This is a genomic window from Oceanospirillum sediminis (assembly GCF_014164585.1).
GTDB classification, from domain to species: domain Bacteria; phylum Pseudomonadota; class Gammaproteobacteria; order Pseudomonadales; family Halomonadaceae; genus Oceanospirillum; species Oceanospirillum sediminis.
In genome coordinates this window covers 43,158-59,868 of record NZ_JACJFM010000004.1, presented here as the reverse complement: position 1 = coordinate 59,868, position 16,711 = coordinate 43,158, and the positions used below count along the sequence as shown (strand labels likewise).

At 44.7% G+C, this 16,711-nt stretch carries 12 protein-coding genes; 5 read left to right on the top strand and 7 right to left on the bottom strand.

What is annotated here, in order from left to right; genetic code table 11:
* Positions 1-37 precede the first annotated feature (37 nt).
* The 4 genes from H4O21_RS04390 to H4O21_RS04375 all read right to left on the bottom strand — a co-directional run bounded on the left by H4O21_RS04390 (position 38) and on the right by H4O21_RS04375 (position 4,635).
* Entirely contained in the window at positions 38-2,572 is a 2,535-nt protein-coding gene (locus H4O21_RS04390; protein ID WP_182807639.1) for a S8 family serine peptidase, read from the bottom strand.
* A gap of 67 nt (positions 2,573-2,639) precedes the next feature.
* Positions 2,640-2,807, bottom strand: coding sequence for a hypothetical protein (locus H4O21_RS04385; RefSeq protein WP_182807638.1), 168 nt, complete (start codon positions 2,805-2,807; stop codon positions 2,640-2,642).
* A gap of 509 nt (positions 2,808-3,316) precedes the next feature.
* Positions 3,317-3,928: a peptidylprolyl isomerase gene (locus tag H4O21_RS04380; protein ID WP_182807637.1), complete on the bottom strand. Its 612-nt coding sequence runs from the start codon at positions 3,926-3,928 to the stop codon at positions 3,317-3,319.
* Between the two features lie 137 nt (positions 3,929-4,065).
* Positions 4,066-4,635 carry a lysophospholipid acyltransferase family protein gene (locus tag H4O21_RS04375; protein ID WP_182807636.1) on the bottom strand — a complete coding sequence of 190 codons (570 nt, stop codon included), beginning with the start codon at positions 4,633-4,635 and terminating at the stop codon, positions 4,066-4,068.
* Positions 4,636-5,037: 402 nt separating this feature from the next.
* Here H4O21_RS04375 and ercA point away from each other — a divergent pair, with 402 nt between their 5' ends.
* The 4 genes from ercA (at position 5,038) to H4O21_RS04355 (ending at position 10,790) form a co-directional block, all read left to right on the top strand.
* Complete coding sequence (ercA, locus tag H4O21_RS04370; protein WP_182807635.1) at positions 5,038-6,201, top strand: alcohol dehydrogenase-like regulatory protein ErcA; 1,164 nt, start codon at positions 5,038-5,040, stop codon at positions 6,199-6,201.
* Positions 6,185-7,612, top strand: a complete 1,428-nt coding sequence (locus tag H4O21_RS04365) for an ATP-binding response regulator (RefSeq protein WP_182807634.1) — start codon at positions 6,185-6,187, stop codon at positions 7,610-7,612. Before ercA ends, H4O21_RS04365 begins: the two co-directional genes overlap by 17 nt.
* Positions 7,613-7,850: 238 nt before the next feature.
* Positions 7,851-8,894 carry a tetratricopeptide repeat protein gene (locus tag H4O21_RS04360; protein ID WP_182807633.1) on the top strand — a complete coding sequence of 348 codons (1,044 nt, stop codon included), beginning with the start codon at positions 7,851-7,853 and terminating at the stop codon, positions 8,892-8,894.
* 606 nt (positions 8,895-9,500) lie between these two features.
* Complete coding sequence (locus tag H4O21_RS04355; protein WP_182807632.1) at positions 9,501-10,790, top strand: NAD(P)/FAD-dependent oxidoreductase; 1,290 nt, start codon at positions 9,501-9,503, stop codon at positions 10,788-10,790.
* Positions 10,791-10,854: 64 nt separating this feature from the next.
* Here H4O21_RS04355 and H4O21_RS04350 read toward each other — a convergent pair whose 3' ends face one another.
* Positions 10,855-12,414 (bottom strand): DUF4139 domain-containing protein, encoded by a 1,560-nt coding sequence (locus H4O21_RS04350; RefSeq protein ID WP_182807631.1) that lies wholly within the window; start codon positions 12,412-12,414, stop codon positions 10,855-10,857.
* Between the two features lie 595 nt (positions 12,415-13,009).
* Between H4O21_RS04350 and H4O21_RS04345 the strand changes: the two genes are divergently transcribed.
* Entirely contained in the window at positions 13,010-14,128 is a 1,119-nt protein-coding gene (locus H4O21_RS04345; RefSeq protein ID WP_182807630.1) for an NAD(P)/FAD-dependent oxidoreductase, read from the top strand.
* 32 nt (positions 14,129-14,160) lie between these two features.
* On the opposite strand, the gene H4O21_RS04340 is transcribed toward H4O21_RS04345, so the two are convergent.
* Positions 14,161-14,931, bottom strand: a complete 771-nt coding sequence (locus tag H4O21_RS04340) for an MBL fold metallo-hydrolase (protein WP_220495505.1) — start codon at positions 14,929-14,931, stop codon at positions 14,161-14,163.
* A 7-nt stretch (positions 14,932-14,938) separates the two neighbouring features.
* On the bottom strand, positions 14,939-16,603 hold the full coding sequence (locus tag H4O21_RS04335) for an HD domain-containing phosphohydrolase (RefSeq protein ID WP_182807628.1): 1,665 nt from the start codon (positions 16,601-16,603) through the stop codon (positions 14,939-14,941).
* Positions 16,604-16,711 lie beyond the last annotated feature (108 nt).

Here is a 16,711-nt window from a genome sequence, read left to right as displayed (position 1 = left end):
TACTGAAAGGCCTTTGTTTATGCTGTGATTCTGATTATTAGCGGGCCGCGCTTTCATAAAATACTTTTGGCTTTCCTTCTACCATAACCGGATTAATATCAGAGACGTCAACAGTGAAGCGATAGCACTTATAGGCTTTATCCAGGTTTCCGGGTTCAAAAAAGCGAAGGATGACATCTTTCAGAATGCTGGTTGGTCTCTGGACTTTACTTGTTTCGACATAAGCATTATCAAACTCATATCTGGAACAAACCTTATCATTTTCGCACAGGACCTCAAACACATCACTGAACACGTCAACCAGATTCATGATATTGGTTCCGACGTAATTGATAGCCCGGTCATCATCATTCAAGCCATTATTTTTGAACTCGTGGTAAATTTTTTCCAGAGCTCTGCTGACGGATTGATGAATCTCTTCCCGCAAAGAGGCTTCTTTCTGATTGCTGTTATCTCCTTTGCTGGCACGGTTAATATAGTCGCTGACGACCGGATTACCCGTTGCAATACTGACCTGTTGCTCGATCAATCCTGCCTTATTCCATGGGCTGAGGCCTGAGATGACAACTTCGATCTGAGGAACAACAGAGCCATTGTACAGTTGTACTTCGCCAATGACTTCTCCGGCTACAGCAACCAGGTCGACCAGTAGTTTTTGATACTCGCCTAAACGATGCAGACTGACCTCATCCTCCATATATATGCGATAGTCAAATTCATCCTTATCTCTGATGTATTTTGTATTCAGTCTGCCATTATCGTGCAAATTCAGATTATATCTGGCTGCAATCATTCTTTGTTGAGAAGTATAGAATTCCTGTTCAATAACAGGCCTTTTATCCGGTGGAAGCTGATAGTAAAGGCAGGATACCAATAGACGATATAAATCCCGTTTACCTGCTCCATGAGGTTTTATCGCATAGGTGGGGGTGCCATCGATTTTAACGACCCAGGTCAGTAATTCAGCATTATCCCAGTCATCATGTTCAACAATATATCGGAACAGTCTCTGATCAAGAGAACCATCCTGATATTCAGCCAATCTCTGAATAAAGTAATCCATACGCGCTTCAATCTGAAAATCAAAACCTATACTGCCCAGACAGTAAATAAGTTGTCTGGCTGCCCTTGGGTCTGATGCAGACATGGGCAGAGCGGAAGTCTGTACAGAATGAGTGCCCCCCGAAGCGGATACTGTCGTTGTATTCTGAACACCTTGTTGTCCAATGTAATGTTGAGGTTGTCCTGTTACAGAGCTTTGCGGCTGAATTATCTGATAACCTGAGTGGTGGATATCCGGTGTCACCAGTCCATAAGCAGGAATGCCGGGTTGAGCTATAGCGACTGTCTGATGATTCTGGTGGTCGTATGGTGTCGCAACAGGCTGGGGAGCTACCTGAGCTGTATTATGCTGAGGTGTTGAGGTTTGTGCACTAATCCTGGGGTGGGGCTGAGTCGTTACTGGGGATGATGGCTGCGGATTAGCAACAGATGTTACTGTTCGAGGGCTATGTTCACGGGGGATTGTACCTTCGGTGGCAGGAGCTGAATAACCGGGTGTATCCTGACTTGCAGCAGGCATTTGATGTTCTGTCATTGTTTGTTCCTCTGATAATTGAGTTATTCTGGCAGGCCGATTGCCTGATCCGGGCTGAAAGCAATCAGATTGCGGGTTGATCTGATATCTGGCGAAAAAGATTTTCATCATAGCCAGAGGGTTAATTCGTCCGGCCAGAACTCTTGCTGGTTCCAGTTTCTCTTCTTTAAAGGCAGGTGCTGCACTGTGCAGAATCAGCTCTCTGATCTCTGTTGGTGAGACGGTAATATTGAGTGTTTTCTGTAGAGATAAAAAAAGCGCAGCAATGGCTGTCACAACAGGTGCCGCAAAACTGGTTCCGGTTTTCGTGCACAGAGTATGATTCAGGCCTGCTCCGGGAATGTCCTCACCGGGTGCCAGTACGGCACTATTCTGATAAGCCTGACCAAAATTACTGAATTGAGATGGCCGACTATCCCAGCTTGCAGCTCCGACGGCGAGAACACCGGGAAGACAGGCGGGTGTATGAACCGTATCGCTGCCGTTATTTCCAGCGGCTGCGATAATCAGACGGTTCTCCTGAAAGGCTCTTTTACAGGCATCTGCTAAAACGCCTGGTACATTGTTGAAGCGTGTTGTATCACCACCACTGATATTAATCAGATGAGCTCCCGAGTCGCAGGCATGATGTATTGCTCTGGCCAGCACCTGTTGGCTGGAGGGAAGCAGGTCTCCCTTATCTGTTGCCTGATAAACTTCTATCGGAATTAAGGCTATTTTCGGAGCGATTCCCTGATAATAGCCATCCGGGCTATCGCCAGAGATTACGCTACAGATATGAGTGCCATGTTCTGCTGCATGCTGACTGGGATGCAATTGCTGATGACGAAGGAATGGATGATGATGCTCAACACCGGAATCAAGGACTGCAACCTTTATATCAGAGTGGCCCCGGGTGTGATGCTTCAGTTCAGATAAACCAGGCATCAGCAGACCGGCATTCCAGCTTTCCAATGAAAGAATTCCTGTTTTCATCCGCTTTCAGTCCTGCTGTAGTGTAGGGGGAGGAGAAAACCGCAGAGTTTTCTCCTTTTAAGCTGTATCAGATAACAGCACCCAGAGCGCCTTTGGCAGCTTTACCCAGAATATCCAGCCAGCCGGATGCTTTTACTCCGCCGTCAGCCGCGCCATGACAGATCAGTTCTGCACGTTGCTGGCGGTTATGGCTACGGGTTTGTTTTGGCTGATTGTGAGAGATTGATTTCATCATGAAGTCCTCTTATCCATTAATTTTGATTGCACCCCGGTTTATCAGGGCTGACCTGTGTTAAAGGCCTTTTCTATAGTGATTAATCTTCCGTAGAGTTATCAGAGGGAACTGATTCCCGTATAAAATATGAATAATTCTGCATAAGTATTACAGTCTTATACAGTCAATAGCGGGAGAAAAAGGATATAAATGTCGGGGGGTTTATGTAAATAGTTACTTTAATGTAAATTGACAGGGGTAATATATAGTGGCATAGATGATGTTTCTATATCTTTCAGGTCAGCTGCTGAATAATAAAGTCACTTGAGAAAAATAGAATTTCCCAGACCAATAAAATAAAATGAGATGAGGCTTATGTTGTAGTGCGTTCTTATTTTTAATAGGGAATTAAGATATAAAAAAACATTGATGAATAAGCTGCAAACCTGAACAAAAGTTTATTGGCTGAAAGCTGCACTATTCTGCTAGTGGCTGGAAAGTATCAGGATACTTTTGTTCAGGTATCTGTATTACTGTTGACGAACGATTCTTTTTACACAGGTAAATGCAATGGCTTTTTCAAGCATAATGACTTCAGCGGGCACATCTCTGTGTTGTCGTAAACGTCCGGTCTGAACTTTGCTGATGGTATCAATGACGTCCATGCCGCCGACGACTTTACCAAAGACGGTGTATCCCCAGCTATCTTTTCCTCTGGCACCATAATCCAGAGATGGGTTATTGACTGTATTGATAAAAAACTGAGAGGTGGCAGAGTCGGGAGCAGAGGTTCTGGCCATAGCAATTGTGCCTCTGATATTTTTCAGGCCATTATTGGATTCATTTTTAATTGGTGCGTTGGTTTCTTTTTCCTGAAACTCGATAGTCAGTCCACCACCCTGAACCATAAAACCATCAATTACCCGATGAAAAATAGTCTGGTCATAGAAACCATCGCTAACATATTTCAGAAAATTCTGAGAGCTGATTGGTGCATTTTTTTCATCCAGCACCAATACAATATCGCCTTTATTGGTATCCAGGCTGACACAGGTAAGAGGCTCATTGGCCTGAGCTGTTCCATAAAATGGCAGCCAGGACAGAGCCGCTGTCAGAGTCAGTGTCTTCAGAGGCTTATACATATTGTATTCCTTGTTTTAATTCTGTCTGATCATACTATGTGGCTTCAGTTAAGCGCTTGAACAAAAAAATCCTGTATATAGAGTCGTCGTATTCCTGCCAACTGCTGGAGAATACCGGGATGCTTTTGTTCAAATTATTAATCGTATTTACCTCGAAAGGCCTGGTAAAAAGATTGAATTTCTTCAAGATCTTTTTCATAATTGCCAGTGGGCCAGAAAACAGGCCCTATACCACCTCGTTTATTGGCATAATCTATGTAGGCCATAACAATAGGGACATCAGCACCCTTTGCCATATGATAAAAGCCGCTTTTCCAGCCTTCAACCCGTGCCCTTGTACCTTCTGGTGCTATCATGATCAGTAGCTTATCGTTTTCCTGATAACGCTCAATAATGCTATCGACCATGTTTGTTGATTTTGATCGTTCGACGGGTATACCTCCCATCCAACGCATAACAGAAGCAAAAGGAAATTTGAAAATAGACTTTTTACCCATCCAGTAAACTGGAAGGCGTAGCCTGAAAGCCATCATAAGGCTGATGGGCATATCCCAGTTTGTTGTATGGGGAGCGGCAATCAGTACTGCTTTTGGTGTATTTTCGGGAAAAGAGCCTTCAACTTTCCAGCCTGTCAGTTTAAGAACCAGTATTGAAAAAGCCTGTAGCAGATGACTGATGACTGGTGTGTTGAACATCGTATGATGCATGGGGGTTCCTGAGTCAGAAGTAGATAACAGATAAAGTAGTGGCAATATATTCTCCCATAAAGTTTAGCCATGTTTTAGTTGCTGCTTTCTGAAAAAGGACTGCTTTTGACGCGATAAAGCCAATAAAGTGTTCACAATATTTTCCTCCTGATGTCACCTGTGTATGGGAAGTTCGGCTATATCCTCCAGAGTTGTAGTGATATTCTGCTCCATAGCATCAGTTTGTTGTTGTGAAAACAGTACTTTTGGGTCCTGTTTATAGTACTGGGCATCAGTTAGACTCAGCCGTTGATAACAATAACAATTGCTGGTAACCGGTTTTACCTGATGTGATGACGATTCAGGGCCTGAGAGAGGGGTTGTCATGTTTTATGGAAGCGCCGGAGCCAGGAGAGCAAACATATGGCTAACGATATCTCGAATCTGCGGAAATTTGTCTCGCCGGAAATTATATTCGGAGCAGGGGCTCGCAAATCTGTCGCTAATTACGTCAGAACATTCGGTTCAAAAAAAGTTTTACTGGTTTCTGACCCGGGGGTCGTTGCTGCAGGCTGGTTACAGGATATTATCGGCTGTCTGGAAGAAGAGAATATAGACTACTTTTCTTTTACAGAGGTCTCGCCGAACCCTCGTACTGATGAAGTAATGCTTGGAGCAGAGCGTTATCTGGAGCAACAATGTGATGTCATTGTCGCTGTGGGCGGCGGTAGTCCGATGGATTGCGCTAAAGGTATTGGTATTGTTTCGGCAAATGGTGGTCATATTCTTGATTATGAAGGTATTGATACAATAGATTTGCCTATACCCCCTCTGATTTTTATTCCTACCACGGCAGGTACATCGGCTGATGTCTCCCAGTTTGCAATCATTTCTGACCAGGTGGATAAAGTTAAAATTTCCATTGTCAGTAAGGCTGTAGTGCCCGATGTAGCTCTGATTGATCCCGAAACAACTCTGACTATGGACCCTTTTCTGACGGCCTGTACAGGCATTGATGCTATGGTTCATGCAATAGAAGCTTTTGTATCGACAGGTGCTGGTCCTTTAACGGATATGCATGCGCTTGATGGGATGCGGCTGATACATCAGCATCTGCCCGATCTGGTTGCAGATACAGCCGACCTGAAACTGCGTGAGCAGGTTATGCTGGGGTCTATGAAAGCCGGGCTGGCCTTTTCTAATGCGATTCTGGGAGCTGTTCATGCCATGTCTCATAGTCTGGGTGGCTATCTTGATCTGCCCCACGGTCTGTGTAATGCCATGATTGTTGAGCATGTGGTTGATTTCAATTACCGGGATGCAGAAGATCGTTTTAAAGTGATTGCTGAAACTCTGGGGACGGACACTCGTGGTCTGAGTAGCAATCAGGTGCGCCAGCGTCTGGTTCAGCAAATTATTGACCTGAAAGAGCGTGTTGGTCTGACTCAGAAACTGGCTGCCAGTGGAGTCAGTAAAACAGATATTCCCTGGTTATCTGCCCATGCCATCTCAGACCCTTGTATCCTTACTAATCCCCGACGCTCCAGTCAGCGTGATGTAGAAGCGGTCTATGAAGAAGCACTCTGATACTTCTGCTACAGCTGCCGGGCAGACGGAGGAGCAGGCGGTAACCAGTCTGATCGGCCTGGGGCAGCAGTCAGCCCGTAAAAGCTACTACCCTGAATTGATTGCTCGTCTGGATGAACTTCAGGAAGAGAAAGTCCGTTATAAGAGACTGAATGAAGAGCTGGAACATTTAAATGAAGGCCTGGAGCAGAGGGTCGATGAGCGCACCCGAGAATTAACCGTTCTGAATGAGCAATTGTTGCAGGAAATTGCCGAAAGAGAACAGATTGAATATGAATTAAAACTAGCCAGAGATGCAGCTCAGGAAGCTAATCGGAATAAGGATAAATATTTTGCAGCAGCCAGTCATGATCTGCTGCAACCAATGAATGCTGCTCGTTTACTGGTTGCGGCATTAAGGGAGCGTCAGTTGCCAGACATAGATTCAGCTATGGTTGAGCAAGTCCATCTGGCTCTGGAAAATGCAGAAGACTTACTGACGGATCTGCTGGATATTTCTCGTCTGGATCAGAATGCGGTCATACCGGATATTAATGAGTTTTATCTCAGGCAGATGCTGTCTTCTCTATACGCAGAGTTCTTGCCTGTTGCTGAGAATAAAGGTTTAAGCCTGAAAATGGTCACCAATTCTATGGCTGTACGCAGTGATTCCAGATTACTGATGCGTATTGTCAGAAATCTGATCAGTAATGCTATTCGCTATACGCCATCGGGAAAGGTATTGGTAGGGTGTCGAAAAGAAGGGCTGCATGTACTGATTCAGGTGTGGGATACCGGGGATGGTATTCCTGTTGAACAACAAGGCCATATATTTAAAGAATTTAATCAGCTGGAACAGCATCGGGGGAAAAATCGTCAGGGTCTGGGGTTAGGACTTGCGATCGTGGAGCGTATCTCCCGGATGCTTGAGCACCCGGTATGTATTCGTTCTGTAGAGGGTAAAGGGTCGGTTTTCTCAGTGACTGTCCCTCTGGCCGCTGAGAATACCGTAGTAACCGGAAAAGTTCGCTATTCAGAACCTGTCCCTGAGCTGTTGCATAACAGGCACGTACTGGTTGTTGATAATGAAGACTCTATCCTGTTGAGTATGGACGCTTTGCTGACTCAGTGGGGCGGGCGGGTTATCTGCGCGAATAATGCTGAAGAGGCAATGGCTCTTTGTCAGGATGAGAGCTTTATACCTGAAGTTATTCTGGCTGACTTTCATCTGGATGACGGGCTATTAGGTACAGATTGTGTAGCTGTACTCAGAAACTATTTTCAACTGGATATACCCGCTGTCATGCTGACTGCTGATCGGAGTAATGAATCCAGAAAACTGTTCAGCCAGCTAGAGTTGCCGGTATTGAACAAACCTGTCAAGCCTGGCAAACTTCGGGCGTTATTGACGCATATTCTTACCCGGCATTGATATTCAGGTGTTTTGTATAGTATTTGATTTATGTCATAAAGTGCTCAGCTTGTTATCACTTCTGAAAAATTCTGTTCTACTTTAATCAGAGCATCCGTTTTTCTTCTGAATCCTTGATTCCACAACGCAGGCTTTCTGTTTCTATAGTGATAAAAATATTAACAGACTATCGAAATAAGCCTGCATGCAAATATACCTGAACGATAAAAATAAATGCAGGTACATGGAGGTGATACAGATGGTAAGTGTACAAGCAGAAGTAAAATCTGAGATTTATCAGCTATCTGATTTTTATCAGGTCAAAAATGATAAAGCATCAGGATTGATTGACACCCTGATACTGGACCGCTATACAGAATTTGTGCTTAAAGAACAGGGGTTTGATGTCATTATCGGGGCTACGGGCATTGAAACCACTCTCTGTAATTTAAGCCGTCAGGCCGGAGTTGAGCCGGTGACTCTTTCTGCATTCAGACAGCTGGCCAGCCGGTTTCCCGGTCGTATGTGTTTCCTTAAACTGAGCTTTGATCGGCGCCAGTCTGCTCCGGTGCTGTTCACTGCTGTGATTGAACCCTGGAGTTATGTGATTGACTTTCTGCAATCAGTGCCAGGTATTAATCTGTCCCCTGTGGCACTTGAACTCTGCACCAGTCAGAGTGATGTTTGTTTTATGATGGCATTCAGTTCCAGTGATTCAGGGCAGTTGCGGACCAGGGCATATTATCTGACGGACAGAAAAGATCACCCTGCATCTGATCCTGTACTGGCATCGGTTGATCTGTCTGAACCTGTAGGGAAAACACAGTATCGTTCTTATCGCATGGGCGTTGACTGGAAGGATGCTGCAGCTGATGAACACTGGGAAGAGATTATTTCCAGTGCCAGAGAGATTATCAGTGATAAGCACAGTTTGTGTGTCAGTAGCTGCCAGAAAGAGAAGACTCCACAAAGGCAGAAGCTGTATGTCTTACGTCATGATTATCGCAAATCGATTAATAACCCGTACCAGTTATCAGATTACAACCCTTATTATGAGGAAGGAACACGTTTATTGCGGGAAAATTTCTATCACGAAGCGATACGCTCGTTCTCAAATGCCGTCTGTTATAAACCAGATGATGCGCTGGCACTGAACTCCAGAGGTTTTTGCTACATTCAACTGAAAGAATTCGGGCAGGCTGTTGAGGATTGTAAGAAAGCCAGAATGCTTGATGGGCGGATACCTTCACAGAACCTGGATTATGCTTTGCTGTATTATCAGAATCAGGCTGAGCCTGTCTGATTCTGATTAAAGGGATCGTATACTCTGTTTCTGAAATGCGTACTCTCTGAAGAGGGTACGCGCTTGCGTTGAGTGATTCCTGACAGTATTTTGCTGGTTGCCCGGTCTTTACTTTAAGTTAACACAGTTATCCCTTTCCTGTTACAGACTCAATACTATCTCCCCGGTACTATAGTCATGGCACTGCTGATACATATAGTCTTCTTTCTCATTCTTACAGAACATGCGCCGGGTAAATGAGTAAAAGCTTTCTTGTAGTATTCTGCCTTGTCATCAGGCTGCACTGATGAGTGCTGAAAGACTGACTGGCACACACATTCTGAGTGCTTCAGGTGTAGAGTTAGTGTGCGAAAGAAGGCTTTACTTTCAGAGTTTATAAGACGAAAGTAAGGGGTGTCAGCCTGAATACCGCTCTGACAAGAGTCTTTTGATCTCTTTCAGTCAATGGCAGAAGAGCGATTTTTAAAAGTGCTTTTATTATGAGCATCCTGTTTTACTCGTCTGATGCTATGGGACTGTCTGTCTGCTTCGGATACTGGTTATTACTGTTTCAGTTATTTTATCCGACAGAAGCCAGTCCCATATCATTAAACAGGTGCATTAACGATGAAAAAAATTCTGATTATTGGTGGAGGGGCCGGAGGCCTGGAGCTGGCGACTCAGCTGGGGCGAAAATACGGTAAAAAAAGATTAGCGGAAGTGACTTTGGTGGATAAAAACAGGACGCATATCTGGAAACCGTTGTTACATGAAGTAGCAACTGGGTCGCTGGATACCAGTACTGATGGCGTAGTGTATCATGCTCATGCTGCTAAACATCACTATCGGTTTCAACTGGGTGAGTTCTGCCATCTTAATGCAGAGAGTAAAACCGTGACGCTGGCGCCTTCTTTTGATAGTGAGGGTGAACCTGTATTGCCTGAACGGCAGTTGAATTACGATATTCTGGTATTAGCCGTTGGTAGTGTCAGTAATGATTTTGGAACTCCAGGGGTTGCTGATCATTGTTATTTTCTGGACTCCCATCAACAGGCTGAACGTTTCCATCATGGACTGTTGAATAACTTTATTCGTATTAATCAGCAGGAAAGAGCCGAAGAGCTGCACATTGCCATAGTGGGAGGTGGGGCAACGGGGGTTGAGTTGTCTGCTGAGTTGTACCATGTCGCAGATTTGCTGAAATCTTATGGCATGCCGGGGATGAGCGCCCGGCAGCTTAAAATCAGCCTGATTGAAGCCGGGCCAAGAATTCTTCCTGCTCTGCCTGGTCGTATTTCGTTATCTGCGCGAAAAGAACTGGTCAGACTGGGAGTGGAAGTCAGAGAGTCTGTTCGGGTAGCTTCAGCCTGTAAAGATGGTTTTGTGACAGCGGATGATGAGCTGATTAAAGCTGATATGATGATCTGGGCTGCAGGTGTGAAGGCGCCAGATTTTATTGCACGGCTCGATGTCTTTGAAACTAACAGAAATAATCAGATTCTGGTTGAGCCGACATTGCAGGCTAAGGGGTACTCTGACATTTGGGTGATTGGTGATTGTTGTGCCTGTGAACAGCCTGATGGCAGCTGGGTTCCTCCCAGGGCTCAATCGGCTCATCAGATGGCCGAGAAGGTCCGGCTAAACCTGACAAAAGTGTTTAAAGGGGAAATACCGGAGGCTTATCTTTATAAAGATCATGGTTCTCTGGTTAATCTGAGTCGTTACAGTACGGTAGGCAGCCTGATGGGTAATCTGACCAGTAATAGTATGTTCATTGAGGGACGTATTGCCAGAGCCGTCTATATCTCCCTGTATCGGATGCATCAGATAGCGATTCATGGCTGGCCAAAAGCCGTGTTAATTATTCTGGCAGAAAAGCTGGGCAAGGTAGTGCGGCCAAAAATGAAACTTCATTAATGACACAATAAGGTATGCCAGATACTGTCTGGCATACCGGCTTTATCGCTGTTGATTTTATAAGTCATCCTGCCGGGTTAATACGGTATTCGTAATGATATGATGCTTTCGTATCAGGTTTAAGTTTGACAGATACTTTACAGACACCATTACCTTCCTGACTGACATGAACAATATCAGCTTCCCCTCCAGCGGGCCGCAGGCTCAGTCTCAGAGTGATTTCCTGGTTTTCTGAGGTCTGGCACAACGGGATGCGTTTATAATCGTTATCCTTGCGGTAAAGCAGTGGTTGAAGCAGAATATCTGCCGTCATTGCTGTGTCCTGGCTGTTAATTAACTCCAGCTCCCCTTGTAACCAGCCTGCTTTGTCCCAGCGGATGGTTTTATTATTCGCTGATAAGCCAAATGCCCGTCCGATAAGAGCTGTATGTTCCTGGTGTTTATCCAGGTCAGGGATACGAACCTCTCCAATAAACTGACGCAGACCGGATGTGTCAGGCTGGTAAAAACGCATAATACCTGCTGGCATAGGTGTTCCCAGCCCTGACTCTTCTGTGTTTGTCAGCTTAAGTCTGATATCGGCTTTGAGTTGTTTGGTATTATGACTGAGATCAATAGGAAGCGTGTAGGATTTTTCAATACTCACTTGTTCGTGGCTGAAAAGATTCACCTGTTTGCTCTGTCTGGCCGAAAGGTCAATCTCTCCGGGTAATGTAAATAATTTATAGTCACCCAGGTTTTCCATTCCTCCTGCCGGAGCTGCTGACATAGCCATCATGGGTGCATTGTCAGACTCCATTCTATTGTGTTTATACATTGGGGCAGCACGGCTGACTTCGCCGGCTAATAGCTGTATTCTTGCTTTATTCAGGGGAACCGATGTGTTGTTTCGTAGTGTGACCCAGGCATCCAGATTAAGTGTCTGGTCTGATACCAGATCGGCAACATAACTGGCGTCCCAGCCAAAACCATTGCTCAGATAAGTCAGTGCGACGGGGGTTCTGCCGTTTATATCTGATTCAACTTGTATAGATAATGCTGGTGACTCGCTCAGGTTATCCGGAATATGGTTAAAGCTGATCATGTCAGCATAGTCATCAAGGGATAAAGCCAGTATACGTTCATGCTCCGTACCCGGTATCTGAGTACTTATCAGTATGCGACCGTTTTGAACGGTTAACAATTTTGCCGTAACGAAATAAGGGCCCGTACTACTACCAAAATAACGGCCATTAAGTTGAAGCTGTATCGTTTTACCTGTATTAGCTTTAAGTAAAGCTTCCAGTGAAATCAGGTCGTAAGTATACGTTCGCTCACGTACTGTGAAGCCGGAGCCATCGAGCAGAGTACTATCAGCAATAATTTCAGGTGTCACACCCTGAAAATGTATGTTCTGTACACCTGCTTTCAGGTCAACAGACCGTCCATCCTGTATCAATGCCAGGCCTCCCTGGTACAGCGTCAGATTTAGTTTTTGTCTGTCATGAGGTGTCGATACGATGAGGTTTGCTTTCTGACCCGGTGGTGTGCTGTCTGATGATATTGCTTCAGCTAAGGCGGCGAACGGGAATATTACGGCTATTGCAGCAGCCAGAGCAGGCGAAATGCCAACCATACGTTTCATATAATTACTTCCTGATATGATATCCAGTATATGATTATATATTGTCGCTACCGGCCATAAATACTATCTGAAAGCTGCAGTTTGTATTTCTGTTTATGCTCTTCATTCAATAATGGTATTAATTGTTTCGGTATGTAACTGAATGGTATCTGGTATGATGTAATGCGCTGTAATTGATACTTTTTATTTATAATTATTATCATCAGGCAAGTTTACATATAAATGAGTGGACTGAATGTGCCTATTTTTGCACATGCAGACTATTCATGATGATTAGTTTCTGCTGGAGTCTGTGTTGTTATTCTGACTCTGGGTAATATATCTGAATAAACGTATATTGAGATTCTCCTGCCGTTAGTTTGAGAATACGATAGTCTTTTATAGAAAAGCCTTTGTTCAGGTGCTTAATTGACTGAATACTGAAGTGTTATAAAAATGGAGAGTTATTTCTCGCAATGCTCAGTATCTACAGGAACTGAATTAAGATGACACATCTGCTGATGTGTCATCTTACATGGCCGGGGTATAAGTCGGATTCTTTCCGCTTATTATCAAAAGTGCAACGCACAGTGGAACGGTTGAATAGCTAATCCTGATGAATATTAATGTCACAATTTTAGGTGCGGGTCCTGCAGGATGTGCTCTGGCTGCTGCCCTTATCAGGCAAGGGGTCAGTTCCATCTGCATTGTAGACCCGGATAGGGGAAGGGTCGAAGACTCTTTTGGAGAATCCATTGTTGCTCTGACCCGTAATCAGATAGAAGCCGCTGGTTTCAGATTTATTGAGGACGATCATTATAGCTATCAGGGGAATTGCAGCTCCTGGGGTAATGAACTGCTTAATTTCAAGGACTTCTCATATAAGGTTAAGGGTGGCTGGAGATTAAATCGCCAGAAGTTTGATGCTGTTTTAAAAGATGATGTCCGGATGATGGGGGTGGATATCATTGCAGGCTATCGATTGGAAAGCCTGAAGCGAAGGCTGCAGAAGTGGGAGCTGACACTGGCTTGTAAGGAAGGTAATGTTCAGGTCGTTTCTGATATGGTGATTGATGCCAGTGGTCGAAATAGTATCCTTGGTCGCTGCTTTGATATAGAGCGCAGGGCTTTTGACAAGCTGACTTGTCTGGCAACCTGGGTTGATGAGGATATCGCTCAGGATAATCTGTTGAGTGAATACTCGTATGTAGAAGCTGTGCCATATGGCTGGTGGTTTATTAACCAGGTTAGTGAGCAAAAAACGCTGATAGCACTTATGACTGACCTGCCTCTGATCAGGGAACAATGTCTGAATGAACCTGAAGTGTTTGCCCGGTTGCTATCTGAAACAAAGCGAGTTCTTGATTATACCCGAGGTCCTGATCGTAACGCTGAGATCCGACCGTTTTCTGCCAATAGTGACAGATTAATGACGGTTGCAGGCCCTGGCTGGCTGGCAGTAGGAGATGCCGCTATTGGTATGGATCCTTTAACATCTTCTGGTATTGCTTGCGCCTTTGATGATGCTGAAGTAGCTGCAGATCTTATTAATAAATGGTTATTTCATCGGGAAGATGATGTTCTGAGAAGTTACTGTTCACATATCGACAGAGCATTTCTCCGATATATGAACCAGAGGCATGTGCAGTATTCATATGAACTTCGCTGGCAGACTGAGGCTTTCTGGTCTGTCAGACAGCATCGAATCAAACAGGATGCTCCAATCGGGCGCTGATAATTAAGTGTGCTACAAGAGATAGCCGACAGTTAATCAAACTGGAGGCTATCGCCACTTTTAATGCAGGTCAGCTGATAGTCTTTAAGTTCCTGGTGTAAGTCTTCGGATATCTGTATCTCAAGGCCTGGCTTAATATGGGATATGAGTAAGTGAGGCTTGTGCTTTAGCTTCTTAAGGTCTTTTGCCAGGGACCTGGGGGTGTAATGCTTCGCCAGTGTACCCAGTTTTTCCATGCTATTAGGGTATCCAGCTTCTATCATAAGTGCCTCAAGGTTATCCAGTTGGTTCAGGGCGTGCCACAGAGAGTCGTTTGTTGCAGTGTCGCCGCTGAATGCAAAGTGCTTGCTGTTTTCACTGGTAACGATAAATCCTATGCCGGGTACGATATGTTCGACAGGAACGACTGTGATAGATCGTTGGTCTATGGTTATGACATCCCCGGCAGATACCTCATTAAAGGACATTACGCCATTATCTTTGGTTGGCAGTTCAGAAAAATCAGGCCAGATCACCCAGTTAAAAATATGATCTCTCAGAGCTTTGATTGTTTCCGGCAGACCATAAACCTGAATAGGTTGTTTGATCTGACTGAATATACTATCCACCAGAAAAGGCAGGAAAGCGATATGGTCCAGGTGTGAATGCGATATGAATACGTGTCGTATTCTGCTCATTTGTTGCAGCTGTAAATCGCCAACACCACTGCCAGCATCAAGAAGAATATCATCATCGATCAGAATGGACGTTGTCCGATTGCCAGGGCCTATACCCCCGCTGCAACCAAGAATCGAAATCCACATTGCTTTGTTATCCTTCTTCTGTTGGTTCTGCGTATTCTTTATCCAGACCTGGCAACGATTCATGATTGACTTCATCAATCTGTTCAGGTCGTAGAAATTTCTCTGCGTATTCTTTATAAACTTCGGAGTGGACAAATAGTCTGTAAATGTCCGGATCCAGGTGGTCATCTTCAACCATTCGTCCCATAATGGTCAGGGTCTGGCTCAGTGGCATCGGTTTTTTGTACGGTCTGTCAGAAGATGTCAGTGCTTCAAATACATCGGCAACCGCCATAATTCTGGCAGGGATAGACATCTGATTACGAGTCAGTCCCCTTGGATAACCTCTGCCATCCATACGTTCATGATGCCCTCCTGCATATTCTGGCACTTTTCTGAGGTGTTTAGGAAAAGGCAGTTGCTCAAGCATTCTGATTGTCAGCGTCATATGATTGTTGATGATATCTCTCTCTTCTGCCGTGATTGTTCCCCGGCGAATAGACAGATTTTTGACTTCATCGTCACTTAACAAATTCTGAGTATTATTTTCAAGGTCTGTCCAGGTCAGTTTAGACAGGGCTTCTACCCGTGCTATCTGCTCATCAGGCATAAACTCTCCTCCCTGATTGCAGCGCCTGACGTAGGCCAGATCTTCAGATAACGATTTCACCAGCTGTTCATAGTTTTCAATTATAGACGCATGATTGGTTTCGCCATTTTCCAGAGCGGCAATGCGCTGTTTCAGCATATTGATTTCCAGATCCCGCCTGAGTATTTCAAAGCGTGCTGCGACCAGTTCTATACGGTCATGTATCGTTTCCAGTTTGGTTGCTTTTTCAACAACATGCACAGGTGTACTGATTTTTCCACAATCATGAAGCCAGGAAGCGACTTTCAGTTCATAGCGATCAGCATCTTCCATAAAGAAATTCCGGAAGTAGTCCATATCGCTGTGATGAGCAGCTTCGGCAATCATCATGGTTGCTTCAGGAACCCGGCGGCAGTGGTTGGCCGTGTGTGGTGACTTTTCATCAATCGCTGTTGCGATCATTTTGATGAATGCGCTGAACAGATTTTCCAGTTCATCAATAAGACGTTTATTGGTCAGTGCTACAGCGGCCTGGGAGGCCAGTGATTCAGCCAGTTTCTGATCCTGTTGGGAAAAACTGATGACTTCTCCGGTTTCAGTATCAATTTTATTCAGTAGCTGGAGCACAGCGATAATGTCATTCTCATGATTGGTCATAGGGACTGTCAGAAAAGACTTTGATCTGTAACCTGTGCTTTCATCAAATTTTCGGGTACCTGAAAAATCAAACTCAGTGACCTCGTAGGCATCCTGAATATTGATTGTCTGTCCACTGAGGGCTGCATAAGCAGCAATCATCTGCTGGTTAGGGTTTCCATCTTCCAGAAATAATGGCAAAGGCTTGAAGTTAGAGCTGATAGGGTGTCCGGTTTTCCCTCCCAGGGATATTCCCAGAGATAGTGTGCGGACAATGGTGAACTCCAGACTTTGTTGTTTTTCGTTATACAGATAGAGGGTGCCTCCGTCAGCTTCTGTCAGATCCTTAGCCGAGACAAGAATAGTTTCCAGAAGACTTTCCATATCCCTTTCAGCGGATAAGGCGATGCCGATATCGTTCAGTGTGTCCAGCATCATCAGAGACGAATCACTGCTATCTGTGTACATATTTTTCTCAACCGTGCTTAGTCCGTTTAGTGTAAAAGCATCTTATTTGTTGAAGGGAGGGATTCTGGCACGAAAAAAGATTTTTTTCTGCCAGTTTTGTCACAATTT